General features: G+C 62.6%; 11 protein-coding genes. 6 read left to right on the top strand and 5 right to left on the bottom strand.

The annotated features are described in order from the left end of the window. Positions 1 to 7 precede the first annotated feature (7 nt). From ACEOAC_RS06640 to ACEOAC_RS06630, 3 genes are read left to right on the top strand one after another with little or no spacing between them, the layout of a single operon-like run. Positions 8 to 1105 carry a glycosyltransferase family 9 protein gene (locus ACEOAC_RS06640; protein ID WP_152486717.1) on the top strand — a complete coding sequence of 366 codons (1098 nt, stop codon included), beginning with the start codon at positions 8 to 10 and terminating at the stop codon, positions 1103 to 1105. Beyond that, positions 1105 to 2091: a glycosyltransferase family 8 protein gene (locus ACEOAC_RS06635; protein ID WP_413444436.1), complete on the top strand. Its 987-nt coding sequence runs from the start codon at positions 1105 to 1107 to the stop codon at positions 2089 to 2091. Before ACEOAC_RS06640 ends, ACEOAC_RS06635 begins: the two co-directional genes overlap by 1 nt. Positions 2092 to 2132: 41 nt before the next feature. Continuing rightward, positions 2133 to 3173: a glycosyltransferase family 9 protein gene (locus ACEOAC_RS06630; RefSeq protein ID WP_413444435.1), complete on the top strand. Its 1041-nt coding sequence runs from the start codon at positions 2133 to 2135 to the stop codon at positions 3171 to 3173. A 16-nt stretch (positions 3174 to 3189) separates the two neighbouring features. Here ACEOAC_RS06630 and ACEOAC_RS06625 read toward each other — a convergent pair whose 3' ends face one another. Both ACEOAC_RS06625 and dnaE read right to left on the bottom strand, forming a co-directional pair. Beyond that, on the bottom strand, positions 3190 to 4443 hold the full coding sequence (locus ACEOAC_RS06625) for an O-antigen ligase family protein (protein WP_006464660.1): 1254 nt from the start codon (positions 4441 to 4443) through the stop codon (positions 3190 to 3192). A 38-nt stretch (positions 4444 to 4481) separates the two neighbouring features. After that, complete coding sequence (gene dnaE, locus ACEOAC_RS06620) at positions 4482 to 7940, bottom strand: DNA polymerase III subunit alpha (protein WP_077237595.1); 3459 nt, start codon at positions 7938 to 7940, stop codon at positions 4482 to 4484. 239 nt (positions 7941 to 8179) lie between these two features. Here dnaE and ACEOAC_RS06615 point away from each other — a divergent pair, with 239 nt between their 5' ends. Next, on the top strand, positions 8180 to 9070 hold the full coding sequence (locus tag ACEOAC_RS06615) for a sulfurtransferase (RefSeq protein WP_006464658.1): 891 nt from the start codon (positions 8180 to 8182) through the stop codon (positions 9068 to 9070). Positions 9071 to 9164: 94 nt separating this feature from the next. Here ACEOAC_RS06615 and ACEOAC_RS06610 read toward each other — a convergent pair whose 3' ends face one another. Next, complete coding sequence (locus ACEOAC_RS06610; RefSeq protein ID WP_006464657.1) at positions 9165 to 9740, bottom strand: flavodoxin family protein; 576 nt, start codon at positions 9738 to 9740, stop codon at positions 9165 to 9167. 128 nt (positions 9741 to 9868) lie between these two features. Continuing rightward, a complete protein-coding gene (locus tag ACEOAC_RS06605) occupies positions 9869 to 10570 on the bottom strand; it encodes a pirin family protein (RefSeq protein ID WP_077237597.1) in 702 nt (233 codons plus the stop codon). A gap of 149 nt (positions 10571 to 10719) precedes the next feature. On the opposite strand from ACEOAC_RS06605, the gene ACEOAC_RS06600 reads away from it, so the two are divergent. Together ACEOAC_RS06600 and gluQRS are read left to right on the top strand one after the other, a co-directional pair. Further along, positions 10720 to 11658, top strand: coding sequence for a LysR family transcriptional regulator (locus ACEOAC_RS06600; protein ID WP_077237598.1), 939 nt, complete (start codon positions 10720 to 10722; stop codon positions 11656 to 11658). Further along, on the top strand, positions 11655 to 12545 hold the full coding sequence (gene gluQRS, locus ACEOAC_RS06595; RefSeq protein ID WP_413628751.1) for a tRNA glutamyl-Q(34) synthetase GluQRS: 891 nt from the start codon (positions 11655 to 11657) through the stop codon (positions 12543 to 12545). The genes ACEOAC_RS06600 and gluQRS overlap by 4 nt, the downstream gene beginning before the upstream one ends. A gap of 9 nt (positions 12546 to 12554) precedes the next feature. On the opposite strand, the gene ACEOAC_RS06590 is transcribed toward gluQRS, so the two are convergent. Further along, positions 12555 to 14036: a DEAD/DEAH box helicase gene (locus tag ACEOAC_RS06590; protein WP_006464653.1), complete on the bottom strand. Its 1482-nt coding sequence runs from the start codon at positions 14034 to 14036 to the stop codon at positions 12555 to 12557. Positions 14037 to 14178: the final 142 nt, after the last annotated feature.

Below are 14178 nucleotides of genomic sequence, written 5' to 3'. Positions count from 1 at the left end.
CATGCCCATGCAAAACTGCCTGATCCCCGCCGACCTGCTGAAGAAATCCGACAAGATCCTCTTCATCGCCCATCTGGCCCTGGGCGACTTCACCTATCTGCAGAATTTCTTCAAGGCTTTCGCCGCGCAGAATCCGCATCTGAAGGTCCACCTGTGGGTCGATGAAGTGCGCCGCACGGCTGACGCCAGCCAGTGGCCGCACCTGAAGAAGTATTCGCTCTACGACTGGACGGCCGCCTGCTCCTTCTTCGACAAGGTCTACACCCGCACCTACAGTCCGGAGCTGTATCGCGCCTCCATCGCCGAGGCGCGTGGCGAGCACTATCCCATCGTGGTATCGCTGGCGACCCTGCGCCCGCACCTCTACGCCGGTCTGGCGCGCGAGATCAGTCCGGAAGGCTGGGTGGTCGGCATGCGCAAGAAGGTCTCGCTGTTCCAGCCGCATCATCTGCTGGCCTACCGGCAGCTGGATGCCGAGATGCCGAGCTACCGCAGCAACGATCCGGAGCATCACATCAGCGATGTGTATGCCTTCTGGTTCCGTCAGTTGAGTGGACTTGAGGTCAAGGACGAGGCGCGGTTCCCGTTCGTGGACATCCCGCTGCAATGGCACCAGTATGCGCAGGAGCAACTGGTGCGCTGGCAATTCGCCGCACGCAGCGGCAAGCTGGTGTTCATCAATCCCTACGCCAAGACCAGGAAGCGCTGCTGGACGCTGGAACAGGTGGCCGCGCTGATCCAGGCCATGCAGGCGCGCGAGGGCTGGCAGGATGCCTGCTTCATCGTCAACGCTGTACCGCAGGAACTGGCCAATGCGCGCGAGGTGATCGGCCGCTACCAGCTGCAGCGCACGCAACTCTTCAGCGCCGAAGAGAACTTCTTCCAGTTGCCGGCCATGCTGGCTGAATGCGACCTGATCATCTCGGTGGAGACGGCCGTGATGCACCTGGCCAACGCAGTACGCGTGCCGGTGATCGCCCTGATGCGGCAGAAGAATCCGGAATGGGTACCGGTCGATCGCGCCAACAGCGTCGTCATCACCGCCCCGGGCCGCCGCGACTGGGTCAAGGCGGTCAGCGTCGAACAAGTCATGAAAGCCATCTGATGAACGTCCCAAGCCAAGCAGAAATCCAGGCGCAGCCCGGTAACGGCAAGCCCTCCTTCCACATTGCGTTTTGCGTGGACAACAATTATTTCCGCGCCATGGGTGGCACCATTGCTTCCATCGTGGCCAATAATCCGGGGCAGCATTTCACCTTCCACGTGCTGGCCTTCGAAGTATCGGAAGACCATCAGCGGCGCCTGAAGCAGCTTGAGTCGATGTATCGGGTCAAGACCGAACTACACCTGCTGGACCTGAACGATTTCACCCAGTTCTCGCACTTCCTGGGCCATTCGCATTATTCGCTGTCGATCTTCACACGCCTGGTGATCCCCACCGTGCTGGCCGAGGTGACCGATCGCGTGCTGTATCTGGACGCCGACATCCTGTGCTTCAACCGCGTCGACGAACTGGTGGACATGGATATCTCCAACGACATCGCAGTGGTGGTACCGGACGCGCCGGTGACGCTGCAACGTCGGGTGGCGGCACTGGGACTGGCACACAACGAATATTTCAACGGTGGGGTGATCTTCATCAACATCCGCAAATGGCTGGCCGAAGACATCACGCCCAAGACGCTGGAAGCGCTGCTGGACAGCAAGACCGACATGCGTTTCAACGACCAGGACGCGCTCAACATCGTCCTCAACGGCCGGGCGCGATATCTGTCACCGAAATGGAACTACCTGTACGACCTGATCCACGACCTCAACGTCAACAAGTTCGCGCTCGAGCCGGTGGGCAAGGCCATCTTCGTGCACTTCGCTGGTGCCGTGAAACCATGGGCGGCATGGAGCCGGCATGAGGCCTGCGACCTGTTCCGCCGCTACCTGGACATCTCGCCCTGGACCGACATGGCACTGGACCAGGAGCCGCGCAACACCAAGGAACTGCGCATGCATTCGCGCTTCATGTACCGCCAGGGACGCCCGCTGGAGAGCCTGAAGTGGTATGTGCGCTATCTGCGCAAGCGCCGCGCCCGCTAAACTCGCCCACCAAGAAGAACAGACTCACTTTCGTTCCTGCCATGCCGATCACCAGCAAGCACATCCTCATCAGTCGTACCGACAACATCGGCGATATCGTCCTGACCCTGCCGATGGCAGCGCGCCTGAAAGAACTCAACCCCGGGGTCAGGATCAGCATGCTGTGCCGCCGCTATGCGGCCGACGTGGTGCGCTATTGCGACGACATCGATGACGTCGTGGAAGAAGAGGATGTGGGCGAGAAGCTCTATGGTTTCCTGCGTGCCAGCGACATCGACACCGTGATCCTGGCCCAGCCCAACCGCGACCTGGCCAAGGCCGCCTTCTTCGCACGGGTGAAGCACCGGATCGGCAATGCGCGGCAGAAGGTATACCAGCTGATCTACTGCAATGACAGGGTGCGCTTCAGCAAGGGCTTGTCCGAGAACCACGAGTCACAGATCAACTTCGAGTTCCTGCGCCCCTATGGCGACAGCCATATTCCGACTCGCGAACAGATTGCCGACAGCTATCATTTTTCGATTCCGGTTGACGCCGGGATCGCGGCAGAGTTTGCGCCCCACGCGTTCAACCTGATCCTGCACACCAAGTCCAATGGCCACGGCCGCGAATGGCCGGTTGAGCGCTATACGGCGCTGGCACAGACACTGCAACAGCAACCTGGGCTGCGTATCTGGCTCACCGGCAGCGCCGACGAAGGAAAGTGGCTGGAGCAGCATGCCGGCGCCCTGCTGGCTCTGCCGCACGTGGTCAATACCTGCGGCACGATGAGCCTGGCGCGGTTGACGCAATTCATCGCTCAGGCCGACGGCCTGATTGCCAGCGGTACCGGTCCGCTGCACCTGTCGGCAGCGATCGGTCAGCGTACCCTTGGCCTGTTCCCCCCGACGCGCCCCATGCACCCCGGTCGCTGGGCGGCACTGGGCAAGCGCGCCAGCAATCTGTGCACCGATCAACCGTCCTGCCAGGGCTGCGAAAAACTGCGCATCATGACCTGCGATTGCATGCTCGCCATCAGCGTGCAGAGCGTGCTGGACATCGTCCAAGGCTGGATCGCCGACCGACAGGCATCGCCGCAATAGCGGCTGACCAGCGCGGCTAGGCGTTCGCGGGCAGGCCGGCCGAAGCCTGCTTGCACCGCCCTATCGCGCAGAAGAAGATGGCCAGGTTGATCGTGTAGAAGCCATTGAGGATCACCCAGAAGAACATCACATCGGTAAAGTCGAATACCCAGTAGCCCAGGCACAAAGCCACGCCCATGGCGGCGTAGGTCCTTACCTTCACGTCGGCGTGCCCCAGTTCCCGCCAGAACATCACCAGCGGGACCAGGTAGGTCAGCACCCAGGCCACCAGGCCGCCAGTCCCCCACAGCGCCATCTGGAACAGCATGCCATTGTGCGAGTGCGGAAGCTCGGCCACGGCGTTGGAGATCTCTCCCTTGTCGGCCAGGCGATGCAGTTCCGGCTTGAATCCTTCCCGCCCCACGCCGAATCCAGGATGCTCGCGATAGAGCTGCCAGGAACCGAGCCAGATCTGCAGGCGCTGGCCCACGGAAGTTTCGCGGTCACTGCGATCGGAATACGCCTGGATGTCATCACCGATGTCGTAGATGCGATGCTTCACCATGTCGCTGGAGAGCATGGCAACTCCCACTAGTACCAGCGGCAGCAGCAGGATCAGCATCTTGCGCATCATGCTCAGTTGCTTCAGATACAGGATGAGGAAGACCGCATAGAACGGCAGCACCAGCCAGGTGCCGCGGGTCTTGACCATGAAGGTCACGCCCAGGGCCAGGACGATGGCCACGATGCGCAAGCCGCGCTGCAAGGTCGACATCGGCAGTTGCAGTGACAATAACAGCCAGGTGCCGATGAGCATGGCCGCGTTCGAAAACGCAATCCCTGCCATGAAACCCAGGCTGCCGGAATTGGGCAGGCTGCCGCCATCGGTGATCATCCAGGCCTTGGCGAAACACAGGACGCAGGCCAGCATCCAGGCCCATGGCAGCCAGTCCAGCGCCATATCGGTCACGCGCCAGACCGCCAGGAACACCATCACGAAGAAGGCCAGCCGCAATGGGCGGTCATAGTCACGGAAGGTGAAGTGCCCCACACCCACCTGATGGATCAACACTGCCAGGGCCGGCAGGGCCATGACGATGAAGAGCACTTTCATCGATGGCAGTTGGGCCTGCCACCCGGGCGTCTGGTGGCGATAGACGAACAGGGTCACGATGCCCAGGAGGACCAGCAAAAACAGACTGGCATTGGACAGGTTGGGCAACACCAGGCCTAGCGAAGAGAAGGCCAGAAGGACGGCGAGCGACGGCAGCCGACACGAGGAAATCTGCATGGTAATTATGTTGTTTTATGTGACTGGGACCCGACAGACTAGTATTCGACCACCACCGCCTCCTTGCCGAACGACGCCACCAGGGTCGATTGCAGGCTGTCACTGGGATTGACGCGCCAGGCGTCGCCCAGCACCACCTCGCAGGCCGCATCGGATTGCTGGTAGCGCATCACGAAGGGCAGGCCCTGCTCCTGGCGGTGTGCCGACAGCGTGTCCCGCAGCTGGTTGGGATCAACCGCCTTGTTCAGCGACACCACCATGCGCACGCCATATTGGATACGCGCCGCGCCCAGGTCCATGACCTTGTCGGCGGCCACCCGCAGGCCACCATTGAAGCGGTCTTCCGAGACCTTGCCCGAGACCACCAGCAACTCATCTTCCTTGATGAGATGCTTGAAGGGTTCGAAGAGTTCGTTGTAGATGGTGGCTTCGATCACGCCGGTGCCATCGTCGAGCGTGCAGATCACCAGCTTGCCGCGCTGGGTCATCTGCACCCGCACGCCGGTGATGATGCCGGCCAGGCTGCGCGGCTCCCAGGAGGGTTCCAGGCTGGCGATCTTGGTGCGTACGAAGCGGCGCACTTCCTTTTCATAGGCCGAGAACAGGTGACCGGAGAGATAGAAGCCCAGCGCGCCCTTTTCCTCGGTCAGGCGCTGCTTGTCGCTCCAGGGCGGCACTTGCACGTATTCCAGCGGGGCTTCCAGGTCGCTGTCGTCGCCGCCGAAGAGGCTGACCTGGTTGGCCGATTTCTCGGCCTGCTCGGCGCTTTCCCAGGCCAGGTTGACCGAGGCTTGCAGGATGGCGCGATCGACCTTGAAGCAGTCGAAGGCGCCGGCACGGATCAGCGAATCGATGGTGCGACGGTTGATCTGTTTCTTGTCCACCCGCTTGGCGAAATCGAACAGGTCCTTGAAAGGGCCGCTCTTGCGTGCTTCCAGGATGGCTTCGATGGCATTCTGCCCGGCGCCCTTGACCGCGCCCAGACCGTAGCGGATCTGGGTCGCCTTCTTGCCGGGCTCGCCCACCGGCATGAAGCGGTAGTCGGACTTGTTGATGTCCGGCGGCAGGATGGCCAGCTTGCAGATGTCGATCGCATCTTCGATCAGGATCTTGACCTTGTCCGTGTCTTCCATGGCCAGCGACAAGTTGGCGGCCATGAACGCGGCGGGGTGGTGGGCCTTGAGGTAGGCGGTGTAGTAGGACAGCAGCGCGTAAGCGGCCGCGTGCGACTTGTTGAAGCCGTAGCCGGCGAACTTTTCCATCAAGTCGAAGATCTCGTCGGCCTTGGCCTGGTCCAGCCCGTTCTTGGCCGCGCCTTCGCGGAACAGCTCACGGTGCTTGGCCATTTCCTCGGCCTTCTTCTTGCCCATCGCCCGGCGCAGCAAGTCGGCGCCGCCCAGCGAGTAGCCGCCGATCACCTGCGCCATCTGCATCACCTGCTCCTGATAGACCATGATGCCGTAGGTCTCGGAGAGAATGTCCTTGGTACGCGGGTCGGGATAGTCGAAGGCTTCGCCGTGCTTGCGTTTGCAGAAGTCGGGAATCAGGTCCATCGGGCCGGGACGATACAGCGCCACCAGGGCGATGATGTCCTCGAAACGGTCGGGGCGTGCGTCCTTCAACATGCCTTGCATACCGCGGCTTTCCAGCTGGAACACGGCGACCGTCTTGGCCTTGGTCAGCAGTTCGTATGAGGGCCGGTCGTCCAGCGGCAGCTTGGCCAGGTCGAACTCGGCCATGGCCGGGTCCAGCATGCGGATGTAGCGCACCGCGCGATCCAGGATGGTCAGCGTGGTCAGGCCCAGGAAGTCGAACTTGACCAGACCGACGGCTTCCACATCGTCCTTGTCGTACTGCGATACCACGCCGGAGTCGCCACCCTGCGTGTAGAGCGGGCAGAAATCGGTGAGTTTGCCGGGGGCAATCAGCACGCCACCGGCGTGCATGCCGATGTTGCGGGCGATGCCTTCGACCTGCTGGGCCAGGCCCATCAACTGCTTGACCTCTTCTTCGTTCTCCAGCCGCTCCTTCAGCAGCGGCTCTTCCTCGATGGCATCGGCCAGCGTGACCAGCTTGCCCGGCTTGAAGGGAATCAGCTTGGAAATGCCGTCGCAGAAGTTGTAGCCCAGGTCCAGCACGCGACCCACGTCGCGTACCGCGCCCTTGGCCGCCATGGTACCGAAGGTGGCGATCTGCGAGACCGCCTCCTTGCCGTAACGATCCTTCACATATTGAATCACCCGGTCGCGACCTTCCTGGCAGAAGTCGATGTCGAAGTCGGGCATGGAGACGCGTTCCGGGTTCAGGAAGCGTTCGAACAGCAGGTTGTAGCGCAGCGGGTCGAGGTCGGTGATCAGCAGGCAGTAGGCCACCAGCGAGCCGGCGCCGGAACCCCGGCCGGGGCCAACCGGCACGCCATTGTTCTTGGCCCACTGGATGAAGTCGGCCACGATCAGGAAGTAGCCCGGGAACTTCATCTTGATGATGGTGTTGTTCTCGAACTCCAGGCGCGCTTCATAGCGCGGGCGCTGCTTCTCGCGCTCGGCTTCGTCGGGGAAGAGTTCCTTGAGACGCACTTCCAGCCCGGCCTTGGTCTGGGCCACCAGGAAGTCGTCGATGGTCATGCCGTCCGGCGTAGGGAAGTCCGGCAGTTGTGGCTTGCCCAGCTGCAGCACCAGGTTGCAGCGCTTGGCGATTTCGACGGTATTGGCAATGGCCCCCGGCAGGTCGGCGAAAAGCTCGGCCATCTCGGCCTGCGACTTGAAGTACTGCTGTTCATTGAAGCGCTTCACCCGGCGCGCATTGGCCATGATCTCGCCTTCGGCGATGCAGGTGCGGGCTTCGTGGGCGATGAATTCTTCCGGGCTCTGGAACTGGACCGGATGGGTAGCCACGCAGGGCAGGCCCAGCCTGGCGCCCAGGGCCACGCTCTGGCGCACCTGTACATCCATGTTGGGTTGGCCGGCACGCTGCAGTTCCAGGTAGAAGGCACCCGGGAAGATATCGGCCCAGCGGCGGGCGCAGGCTTCGGCCTGGGCCAGGTTGCCGTTGTCGATGGCCTGGCCGATGTCGCCCAGCCCAGCGCCGGACAGGGCGATCAGGCCATTGCCACCTTCCTGGTGGCGCAGCGCCTCCAGCCACTCCATGCGCACTTCGGCGCGGCCCTTGTACTGGTTGTTCAACCAGGCCTGGGACAGGACTTCACATAGCTGCAGGTAGCCATGACGGCTCTTGATCAGCACCAGCAGCCGGAACGGCTTGTCGCGATCGGCGTCGTTGGTGATCCACAGGTCACAGCCGGCAATGGGCTTGACACCCTTGCCACGCGCTTCCTTGTAGAACCGCACCATGCAGAACAGGTTGGAGAGATCGGTCACCGCCAGAGCGGCCTGGCCATCCTTGGCAGCGGCCTTGACGATGTCGTCGATGCGCACCAGGCCGTCGACGATGGAGTACTCCGAGTGCATTCGGAGATGAACAAATTGCGGGGTAGTCATAGGACGACATTTTACCGGAGCTTGGGATGCACTTCGGCTTTGCGAGACCAGCTTTTCACAGGAATTCAACTGCCTGTGAACAATTTACACAAAACTGCTCGAAATATTGCTAGAAGCCGCCTTGATCTGCATCAGAGAAGCGACATCCAGCCGGGCAGGCGCCGGCAAATTGCTGCGAACGCCTGGGCCGCGCGTATATAATGCTGACAATTCAAAGACTTAGAGCTGAGTAACGAACCATGCAGTCCCCCGATACACCGTACGTCAACATCGCCGCCTACAAATTCGTCAGCTTCGACGATACCGCTGAAAAGCGTCCCGAATTCCTCGCGTTTTGCCAACAACACAACTTGCGTGGCACGGTGATCCTGAGCCCGGAGGGCATCAACCTGTTCCTGGCCGGCCTGCGGCCGGACATCGACGCCTTCCTTGCCTGGCTGCGCGCCGATCCGCGTTTCGCCGACCTGATCGTCAAGGAAAGCTATTCCGAGAAGCAACCGTTCACGCGCATGCTGGTGAAACTGAAGGCTGAAATCATCACCATGAAGCATCCGCTGATCAAGCCCGAGCTGGGCCGGGCACCCTTCGTGGAACCCAGGGAGCTCAAGCGCTGGCTGGACCAGGGCCATGATGACGAGGGCCGTCCGGTGGTGATGGTCGATACCCGCAATGGCTTCGAGGTCGATGTCGGCACCTTCGAGAACACGGTCGACTACCGCATCAGCAAGTTCACCGAATTCCCCAAGGTCATCGAGGACCACAGGGCCGACTTCGAAGGCAAGACCGTGGTCACCTTCTGCACCGGCGGGATCCGCTGCGAAAAGGCCGCCATCCACATGCAAAACATCGGCTATGACCATGTCTACCAGCTGGAAGGCGGCATCCTGAAGTATTTCGAGGATGTCGGCGGTGCCCACTACAACGGCGACTGCTTCGTCTTCGACTACCGTACCGCCCTGAGCCCGGAACTGAAGGAAACCCAGACCGCCCAGTGCTTCGCCTGCCGCGCCGTGGTCACGCCACGCGAGCAGTTGTCGCCAGACTATGTGCCGGGCAAGTCCTGCCCGCATTGCGCTTCGGCGCAGCGCAAGGGTGAAGAAACACAGGAAACCGCGTCCGCCCAGGCCTGATCGCCCGTCCTGCAGCAATGAAAAAGCCGGCCCCAGTGAACTGAGGCCGGCTTTTTTGCGTCCGCCGTGGCGGTTGCTGGATGCTTCCTGCTGCTTACTTCTTGAACTTGGCTGCGGTTTCCACCACGCGTGCACCGAAGAGCTTGGCCGTTTCCAGGTCGCCCGGCAGCGGGCCTTCTTCCGGCGAGGAATCCGACGGGCTTTGCGCCATCAGGCCCGAGAAGGAACCGACGAAGTTGATGTCGTTGCGCTGGGCAGCCTTGCTGTTGGACGGCATCAGACCGGTGCCGACCCAGATCATGCTGTGCTGCATGCCCAGGGTGAACAGGTAGTGCAGGGTCGAGAGCTTGTCGCCGTTCATGGTCGCCGAGTTGGTGAAGGCGGCACCGACCTTGTCCTTCCACTTCTGGCTGAACCAGGGCTTGGAGGATGCGTCGGCAAACTTCTTGAACTGCCAGGACACGGTACCCATGTAGGTCGGCGAGCCGAAGATGATGGCGTCGGCCGCATCCAGGCTGGCCCACTGCGCGTCGGTGATGGTGCCTTCGGCACTGATGGCGATGAGTTCGACATCGGCGCCGGCAACGCCAGCAGCGCCGGCCTGCACGGCTTCAGCCTGCTTCTTGGTGTGGCCGTAGCCGGAATGGTAGACGATGGCAACTTTGGTCATGACGGGTATTCCTTCTCTAGAGAGTGAAGTGACACGGTGGAAAATCCGCCGGTGTGATCGGTACCGGCGGGCAATGCGACTACAGGACTACAGAATCATGGGGCTGCCGCAGCAGACACCCGAATCCATCAGCGCGGCAGGTCGAACAACAGGACTTCCGCCTTGTCGCCGTCGCTGATCTCGATGCGGTCGACCGCACTGAGCTTGACGGCATCGCCGGCTTCCAGGGCCTGGCCGTTGACGCTGACCTTGCCACGGGCCACGTGAATATATCCGAGGCGGCCTTGCGGCAAGGCATAGTCGGCACGCTGGGCACCGTCGAACAGGCCGGCATACAGCTGGGCGTCCTGATTCATGCTGACTGAACCGTCGCGACCGTCGCCGGAAGCCACCAGGCGCAACTTGCCATCCTTGTCGGCGGCCGAGAAATGCGCCTCCTGGTAGCCAGGATCGGCACCGGCGCGGTCCGGCATGATCCAGATCTGCAGGAAGTGGGTGGTACCGTCCTGGGAGTGGTTGTACTCCGAGTGCCGTACCCCGGTGCCTGCGCTCATGCGTTGTACGTCACCCGGGCGGATCACGCTGCCGTTACCCATGCTGTCCTTGTGGGCCAGCTCGCCTTCGAGCACGTAGGAAATGATCTCCATGTCGCGGTGGCCGTGCGTACCAAAGCCCTGGCCAGCGGCCACGCGGTCCTCGTTGATCACGCGCAGCGGGCCGAAACCCATGTGCTTGGGATCATAGTAATCCGCGAAGGAAAAGCTGTGATACGAATCCAGCCAACCGTGGTTGGCGTGGCCACGATCGTTCGCTTTGCGAAGTTCCATCATGTCAACACCTCTTTCTCAAGTGACGTACAGACCGGAAGTGGTTTGTACAAAATGTTTGTCGATGGCGTCACTATAGTGGCTAACTTTTCCCGAGATAAGGTCTAAAATCCGTAGTGTTCATTCAAAAATTTTAAACAAGGGAAAGCGACGTGAACCTCACCCTGGAATCCCTGCTGATCCTGGACATGATCGACCGCAAGGGCAGCTTTGCCGCCGCTGCCGTGGCACTGGACCGCGTGCCCTCGGCGCTGACCTACAGCGTGCGCAAGCTGGAAGACGATCTCGACGTGCTGCTGTTCGACCGCCGTGGCCATCGAGCCCAGTTGACACCGGCCGGGCTGCAATTGTTGCAGGAGGGCCGGCACCTGCTGCTGGCCGCCAGCGACCTGGAACAGCGTGTCAAACGCACCGCCACCGGCCGCGAGACCGAGCTGCACATCGTGCTCAACAGTCTGATCCCCTTCGACAAGATGCTGCCCATCATCGAAGCCTTCGATCGCGAACAATCCGGCACCCGCCTGCGCTTCACGCCCGGGGTATTGACCGGCGCCTGGGAAAAGCTGATCGAAGGCCGCGCCAACCTGGTCATCGGGGTGACCCTGGATGGGCCGGAGGTCGTGCGCACCAGTGGCCGCTTCCAGATGCAGGAACTGGGCGCCGTGGACTGGGTATTCGCGGTAGCGCCGCAGCACCCGCTGGCCACCGCCGACGAGCCCTTGTCGGCCGAGCTGGTACGCAGCCACCGCGCCATCGCCGTGGGGGACAACAGCCAGTCGCTGCCGACCCTGACCATGGGCCTGCTGTCAGGCCAGGAAACCCTGACAGTGGCCACCGTGGCCGACAAGCTGCAGGCGCAGCTGGCGGGCCTGGGCTGCGGCCATCTGCCCCGCATCTGGGCGGAACCCTACCTGACCTCGGGGGCGCTGGTGGAAAAACAGACCCTGGCCGCCAAACCCAACGACAATTTCATGGTGGCCTGGCCCAAGGCTGAACAGGGCAAATCGCTTAAATGGTTCATCCAGCACCTGGCCCAACCGCAGGTACGTGCATCGCTGATCGGGCCGGTCTCCGCACCGGAGCCAATGTGAGCGCCTGCGCCTACGTCGGCCGCTTCGCGCCCTCCCCGTCCGGGCCGCTGCACGCCGGTTCGCTGGTGGCGGCGCTGGCCAGCCACCTGGATGCGCGCATCCATGACGGGCGCTGGCTGCTGCGCATCGAGGACATCGACGAAACCCGCACCGTGCCGGGTGCTGCCGATGACATCGTGGAGACCCTGGCGGCGCTGGACATGCATGCCGACGGCCCGGTACTGGTCCAGAGCCAGCGCAAGGAGCGTTACCAGCTGGCCCGGGAGAAGCTGGGCACAATGGTGTATCCCTGTGGTTGCAGCCGCAAGGAAATCGCCGATTCACGGGTGGGAACAGCCAGTGACGGCGCCGCCATCTATCCCGGCACCTGCCGCCACGGCCTGGCACCGGGCAAGCAGGCCCGCACGCTGCGGCTACGCGTGCCGGATGCCGGGCAGCCTGGGGAACGGGTGCAGTTCGAAGATCGCTGGCTGGGACCGCAGACGCAGCACCTGGCCTCGGAGGTGGGGGATTTCGTCTTGCAGCGGGCAGATGGCTTCTGGGCCTATCAGCTGGCGGTGGTGGTGGACGATGCCGAACAGGGCGTGACTGACGTCGTGCGCGGGGCCGATCTGCTGGACTCGACGGCACGGCAGATCTACCTGCAAGGCTTGCTGGGCTATCCGACCCCGCGCTACCTGCATGTACCGCTGCTGGTAAATGAGACGGGGGAGAAGTTTTCCAAGCAGAACGGCGCGCAGGCACTGGACCTGGGACAGCCACTGCAACAGTTGCAGCAGGCCGCTGCTTTCCTCGGACTGGCCAGCGAAACAGGCCAGGTCCGCGACCGGGAAGGATTCTGGAATGGCGCGCTCACCGGCTGGCAAGCGCGTTTCGGCTCGCGCTGAAAGAAGCGCTCAGCGCTTGGGCATGCCGCCCAGCAGGGCCGCCACCTTGGGCTTGGGACGGTTGTTCTTGGGCAGTTCCGGCTTGGTGGACACGGTCTCGACGGCGCTGGGCTCGTAGGGCTTGAGGAACCAGGGATCGACCTTCTCGCGACGCGGCGCAGCGGAATAGCCATCGCGGCTGCTGCGGCTGCGTTCGCCGCGGTCGCTACGATCACCCCGATCACTACGCTCGCCACGGTCGGCGCGCTCGCCGCGTTCACTCCGGTCGCCACGATCACTGCGTTCACCGCGTTCATGACGCGCACGGGGAGCAAAACCAGCCAGCTCGGCACGTTCGAATTTCTTCTTGATCAGCTTCTCGATGTCGGTCAGCAGACGGTCGTCCTTGTCGCAGAACAGCGAGATGGCGTCGCCCGAGGCACCGGCACGACCGGTACGACCGATACGGTGCACGTAGTCTTCGGCGTTGTAGGGCAGATCGTAGTTGATCACACAGGGCAGCTCGGCGATATCCAGGCCACGTGCAGCCACGTCGGTGGCCACCAGCACTTCGATCTGGCCCTGCTTGAAGGCTTCCAGCGCGGCCATGCGCTCGCCCTGGGTCTTGTCGCCGTGGATGGCGGAGGCCTTGACGCCTTCGGCCAGCAGGGTACGCGCCAGGCGCGATGCGCCGATCTTGGTGTTGGAGAAGACGATCACTTGCTTCAGTTCGCGCTGGCGAATGATGAAGCTCACTGCATCGGCCTTGGCCGCCTCATCCACCTTGTAGATGGTCTGTGTGACGTTTTCGGCAGTGGCGTTGCTGCGGGCCACTTCGATGGTGACCGGGTTGTTCTGGAAGCTGGCGGCCAGCTTCTTGATTTCCGGCGAGAAGGTGGCCGAGAACAGCAGGTTCTGGCGCTGCTTGGGCAGCAGGTTGATGATGCGCTGCAGGTCCGGCAGGAAGCCCATGTCCAGCATGCGGTCGGCCTCGTCCATCACCAGGATCTGGGTCTGAGACAGGTTCACCGTCTTCTGCTGCACGTGGTCCAGCAGGCGGCCCGGAGTGGCGATGACGATTTCCACGCCGGCGCGCAGGATGGCGGTCTGCGGCGACATGTCCACGCCGCCGAAGACCACGGTGGAACGCAGCGGGGTGAAGCGGCAATAGGCGGCCACGTTGTCGGCCACCTGGTCAGCCAGCTCGCGGGTGGGCGTCAGGATCAGGGCGCGCACCGGGTGGCGGGCCGGCGAGGCGCTGTGGCTGGCGTGTTGCAGCAGGCGCTGGATGATGGGTAGCGAGAAGCCGGCGGTCTTGCCGGTACCGGTCTGGGCAGCACCCATCACGTCCCGGCCTTGCAGCACCACAGGAATGGCCTGGGCCTGGATCGGGGTGGGATGGACATAGCCTTGCTCGGCCAGGGCTTTCAGGATATCGGGCGAGAGGCCGAAATCTTCGAAGCGGACGGCGGGTGCAGCCGGTGCTGCGGACGCGGACGTGGTGTCGGACATGGTTTATTGCGAACGGTGCGACAGCGCCGCGGCAGCCGCCAGGCGGCTCCGGTGCATGGGGTGCATGCGCACGGGTTCTGATTGCTTTCTGTGTTGATGTGTTACGGGCGAACCGGCCAAACCTGAGCGGCCGGGCGCTTCG

Source organism: Herbaspirillum frisingense (assembly GCF_047325095.1).
Classification (GTDB): domain Bacteria; phylum Pseudomonadota; class Gammaproteobacteria; order Burkholderiales; family Burkholderiaceae_D; genus Herbaspirillum; species Herbaspirillum frisingense.
Note: the sequence above shows the minus strand (reverse complement) of the source record. Positions and strands in the feature narration are given on the sequence as shown.